Source organism: Streptomyces sp. SID486, from assembly GCF_009865385.1.
Classification (GTDB): domain Bacteria; phylum Actinomycetota; class Actinomycetes; order Streptomycetales; family Streptomycetaceae; genus Streptomyces.
Map to the genome: position 1 here is coordinate 1 of NZ_WWJT01000478.1, position 4,024 is coordinate 4,024.

The window sequence follows — 4,024 nt, forward strand, 5'->3', positions numbered from 1 at the left end:
CGCCCCAGCCGGGAAGCCTGCACGGATCCGGACGGTCGCCCCGGCCGGGAGGGCTACGCGAATGCGGCCGATCACCACGGCCCGGCCGATCGCCGTGGTCCGGCCGATCGCCGTGGTCCGGCCGGTCGCTGCGGGCCGTGCTCCTGCTCCTCCCCGTCCTCGTCTCCCTGCTCCTCGGCACGGCCGCCCCCGCCTCGGCGCACGCGGTCCTGCGCACGACCGACCCCGCCGACGGGACCGTCCTGCGCACCGCGCCGCGCCAGGTGACCCTCACCTTCAGCGAGTCGGTCGGCCTGCTGACCGACTCCTTCCGGATCTACGACCCCGGCAACCACCGCGTACGCACCGGCTCCGCCGGCCACGCCTCCGGCCACTCGGACACCGCGCGCGTCACCCTCCCCGCCAGGCTGGCCACCGGCACGTACACGGTCGCCTGGCGGGTGGTGTCGGCCGACAGCCACCCGGTGTCCGGCGCCCTGACCTTCTCGGTGGGCGCACGCACGGCCACACCGGCCGCCCCGCCCCCGGAGCGCACCGGGGACCCGGTCACCACGGCCCTGCACACGATCGCGCGGTACCTCGCCTACCTCTCCCTGGCCCTGCTCCTGGGCACGGCCGCGTTCGTCGCCTGTTGCCGCCCGCCGGAGACCGCCCACCTGCGCACCCCCGTCCTGGCCGCGGCGGCGACGCTCCTCGTGACCACGGCCGCGCTCTACCTCCTGCGGACGCCGTACGAGGAGGGCACCTCTCCGGCGACGGCCCTCACGCTGTCCTCCCTCACCCGCCCGGCGACGACCCGCCCCGGCCTGCTCCTCCTGGCCCGGCTGGTGCTGCTGCTCCTGGTGGCGGCGGCCGCGGCCCTGCCGGCGGTCCGCCGCGCCCGGTTCCCGCGCCGGGCCGGGCTCGCGGCAGCCGCGGTGTACGCCGTCGCCCTGTCGCTGACCTGGTCCGCGTCCGACCACGCCTCGGCGGGCATCCAGGTACCGGTGGCGATGGTCTCGGACACCCTCCACCTCCTGGCCATGGCGGCCTGGCTGGGCGGTCTCGCCGCCCTCCTGTGGACGCTGCGCCGCACCGCCGCACCGGCCGCCCTGCCGGCCTCCGTCCCGGCCCGCTTCTCTCGTCTGGCCTTCGCCTCGGTGACGGTCCTGGTCGTGACCGGTGTCTACCAGTCCTGGCGGGGCCTCGGCTCCTGGCAGGCGCTGACGGACACCACGTACGGCCGCACCCTGCTGGCCAAACTGGCGGCGGTCGCGGCCCTCCTCCTCGCGGCGGCCTGCTCCCGCACCTGGACCGTCCGCGCGGTCCGGGCAGCCGCCCTGGCCCCGGTGCGCGCCCGCGTCCCGGAACCTGCCATGGGCCCTCCGCTCCCCCCGAGCCCGGAGCGGCCGACCACCCCTACCGCCGCCGCCCCGACGCACCTCCTGCGCCGCTCGGTCCTGGCCGAGGCGGCGGCGGCCGTGGTGGTGCTGGCCCTGACCACCCTCCTGACCAGTACCGTGCCCGGCCGCGCGGCGACGGAGTCGGCACGGCCCGGTCCCGCGCCGGTGGCGGCCGGCATCCCGACGGCCTCCGTCATCACGGTCCCCTTCGACACCGGTGCCCCCGGCGGCCACGGCACGGTCCAGATCACCCTGGACCCGGGCCGGGTCGGCGGTAACTCCGTCCAGGCGGTGGTCTACGGCCCCGACGGCGGCTTCTCCACGGTCCCCGAACTCCGCATCACCCTGACGCTGCCGGCCCAGCGGGTGGGGCCGCTGGACACCAAGGTCACGAATCGCGGCGGCTACTGGGCGGCCGACGCCTTCACCCTCCCGCTCCCCGGCACCTGGACCCTGAAGGCGACGGTCCGGATCTCCGACGTGGACCAGGTGACGGTGTCCGCGCCACTACGGGTGACCCGGTAGCCCGGCCGGCGCCCGCAGCGTGCGGGCTCGATACTGCGAGCCTCCGGCCAGGGCGGTTTCCGGTCTCGGCTGGATGCCGTTCAGGCGCGGCGACGGCCCGACACCTCGCCGCGTCACCAGGACTCGGCACGCAGGAACAGCCTGACCGCCTCCACGAAGGCCCAGACGGTGAACACCAGACAAGCGAGCCACAGCCCCCACAGGACCCAGCGAGCCTCTCGTCGTATGCGCATGGGCCGGATCATCCACCGCCTCGTCCCGGGCTGTCACCGCCCCGGTCTTCCCGATCCCACGCACCGGGCTGCGTACAGGGACCAGGACAGCGAGACGCAAAGACAGCGAGACGCAAGGACAAGGGCAACGAGACGCATGACAACTAGACGCATGACAACGTCGAAGGGCCCCCTGTTTCCAGGGGGCCCTTCGACATCGTGCCCGGTGAGGCACTGGCGGAGGATACGAGATTCGAACTCGTGAGGGGTTGCCCCCAACACGCTTTCCAAGCGTGCGCCCTAGGCCTCTAGGCGAATCCTCCGGTCGGAACATTACATGACCGAGGAGGGTGCTCGCGAACTCGTTCCCGCAGGCCGCCACCGGGTGGGGTCCGCGCCGGGACCGGGTACAGCCCCCGGCCCGGGATCGGGTACTGTGGGGCACAGCCCCTCACGCGGCGCTATCTGACTGAACTCCCCCAGGGCCGGAAGGCAGCAAGGGTAGGTCGGCTCTGGCGGGTGCGTGGGGGGCGCTTGCGTTCCCGGGATCCGTCGGCGGAGCCGGTTGTCAGTGGGCGCCATTAACCTCGTATGCGTGTCGTCTCTCGCGCTGTACCGCCGCTATCGCCCGGAGACCTTTACCGAGGTCATCGGGCAGGAGCATGTCACCGACCCGCTGCAGCAGGCGCTGCGGAACAACCGGGTCAATCACGCGTACCTCTTCAGCGGTCCGCGCGGATGCGGCAAGACGACCAGCGCGCGCATCCTGGCCCGCTGCCTGAACTGTGAGCAGGGTCCGACGCCGACCCCCTGCGGGGAGTGCCAGTCGTGCCAGGACCTGGCCCGCAACGGACCGGGCTCCATCGACGTCATCGAGATCGACGCGGCCTCTCACGGTGGTGTGGACGACGCCCGTGAGCTGCGCGAGAAGGCGTTCTTCGGCCCCGCGAGCAGCCGGTACAAGATCTACATCATCGACGAGGCCCACATGGTCACGTCGGCCGGCTTCAACGCCCTGCTGAAGGTCGTCGAGGAGCCGCCCGAGCACCTCAAGTTCATCTTCGCCACGACCGAGCCCGAGAAGGTCATCGGCACCATCCGGTCGCGGACCCACCACTACCCCTTCCGGCTCGTGCCCCCGGGCACCCTGCGGGACTACCTGGGCGAGGTGTGCCAGAAGGAGGACATCCCGGTGGACGACGGCGTGCTGCCGCTCGTCGTGCGGGCAGGCGCCGGATCCGTCCGTGACTCCATGTCCGTCATGGACCAGCTCCTCGCCGGCGCCGGCGAGCAGGGTGTGACATACGCCATGGCCACCTCCCTCCTCGGCTACACCGACGGGTCCCTGCTCGACTCCGTCGTCGAGGCTTTCGCCACGGGTGACGGGGCCGCTGCCTTCGAGGTCGTCGACCGGATCATCGAGGGGGGCAACGACCCCCGGCGCTTCGTCGCCGATCTGCTGGAGCGGCTGCGGGACCTGGTGATCCTCGCCGCCGTGCCGGACGCCGCCGAGAAGGGGCTCTTCGACGCCCCGGCCGACGTGCTGGAGCGGATGCAGGCCCAGGCGGAGACGTTCGGGGCGGCCGAGCTGAGCCGCGCCGCCGACCTGGTCAACGAGGGCCTGACCGAGATGCGCGGCGCCACCTCGCCCCGCCTCCAGCTGGAACTGATCTGCGCCCGCGTCATGCTCCCCGCCGCCTACGGCGACGAGCGGTCGGTGATGGCCCGCCTCGACCGCCTGGAGCGCGGCGTCGCCTTCTCGGCCGGTGCCGGCACCCCCGCGATGGGTTACGCGCCGGGCCCCGAGGCCCACGGCGGCGCCCTCGCCCCTGGCGCGGGTATGGCCGCGGGCATGGGTGCCGGTGCCGGACCGGGCGCCGGTGGGGGGCCGGCCCCGGACCCGAT

2 protein-coding genes, 1 tRNA gene and 1 other RNA gene are annotated in these 4,024 nt (G+C 73.5%); 3 read left to right on the top strand and 1 reads right to left on the bottom strand.

Annotated elements, in window-relative coordinates; translation table 11 throughout:
* Window positions 1–137: 137 nt before the first annotated feature.
* Window positions 138–1,907, top strand: a complete 1,770-nt coding sequence (locus GT045_RS22660) for a copper resistance protein CopC (protein ID WP_345942725.1) — start codon at window positions 138–140, stop codon at window positions 1,905–1,907.
* Window positions 1,908–2,354: 447 nt separating this feature from the next.
* Here the strand turns inward: GT045_RS22660 and GT045_RS22665 are convergent.
* A tRNA-Ser gene (locus tag GT045_RS22665) sits at window positions 2,355–2,442 on the bottom strand.
* A gap of 119 nt (window positions 2,443–2,561) precedes the next feature.
* On the opposite strand from GT045_RS22665, the gene ffs reads away from it, so the two are divergent.
* An RNA gene (ffs, locus tag GT045_RS22670) (signal recognition particle sRNA small type) lies at window positions 2,562–2,660 on the top strand.
* A 54-nt stretch (window positions 2,661–2,714) separates the two neighbouring features.
* On the top strand, window positions 2,715–4,024 hold a 1,310-nt coding region (locus GT045_RS22675; RefSeq protein ID WP_161335257.1), incomplete at its 3' end, for a DNA polymerase III subunit gamma and tau.